The sequence below is a fragment of the Kitasatospora nipponensis genome (genome assembly GCF_039528135.1).
GTDB classification, from domain to species: Bacteria; Actinomycetota; Actinomycetes; order Streptomycetales; family Streptomycetaceae; genus Kitasatospora; species Kitasatospora nipponensis.
This window is the reverse complement of record NZ_BAAALF010001007.1, coordinates 1-559: the sequence shown is the minus strand read 5'-3', so window position 1 is coordinate 559 and position 559 is coordinate 1. Positions and strand designations below refer to the sequence as shown.

The window sequence follows — 559 nt, the reverse complement described above, 5'->3', positions numbered from 1 at the left end:
GGTAGCACCTGCTGCCAAGGGCGGCATTCGGGTCACTCCGAGAACCGCGCTCAGAAATGACAACGAAGCAGGCAAAATCAGACATTACCGAACGGTGGCTTGATTGCAGGCAGTTGACTTGCCATTTCATTCCACCCGCCCATTAATCAGACTTTCGGACTTTGAATCCTCGGGTCACCCGGTCGAGATGCGAACACGGCAGCACCTTCGCGGCGAGCATTCACGGTCTGAGAAACGATCAGGACCGCTCTGGGACACGGGTGTCACGGCGCCCCGCCGCGCGAGGGCCGGGAACGCCGTCTCGAAGAAGGTTTCGATAGAGCAGCTCCACCTGGCGCACCACCCCTCGGACATCGTGATAATCGGACATTCGTTCACGGGCCAGCAGGCCGAGCCGTTCGCACTCGATCGGATCTTTCAGCGCCTGTGCGATCAAGTGTGCGAGTGCGGCCGGATTCTCCGGCTCGACCAGGCCGGTACGGAGCAGCTCCGGGGGCAGGCATTCCCGGGCACCCCGCACGTCCGAGAGCAGCACCGGACGGGGGGTGGGCATCGGATC

Annotated in this window: 1 protein-coding gene; it reads right to left on the bottom strand. The window is 62.6% G+C overall.

Annotated elements, in window-relative coordinates:
• Window positions 1-238: 238 nt before the first annotated feature.
• Window positions 239-559, bottom strand: a 321-nt coding sequence (locus ABD323_RS44570) for a glycosyltransferase (protein WP_425556368.1), incomplete at its 5' end; no start/stop codon positions are given.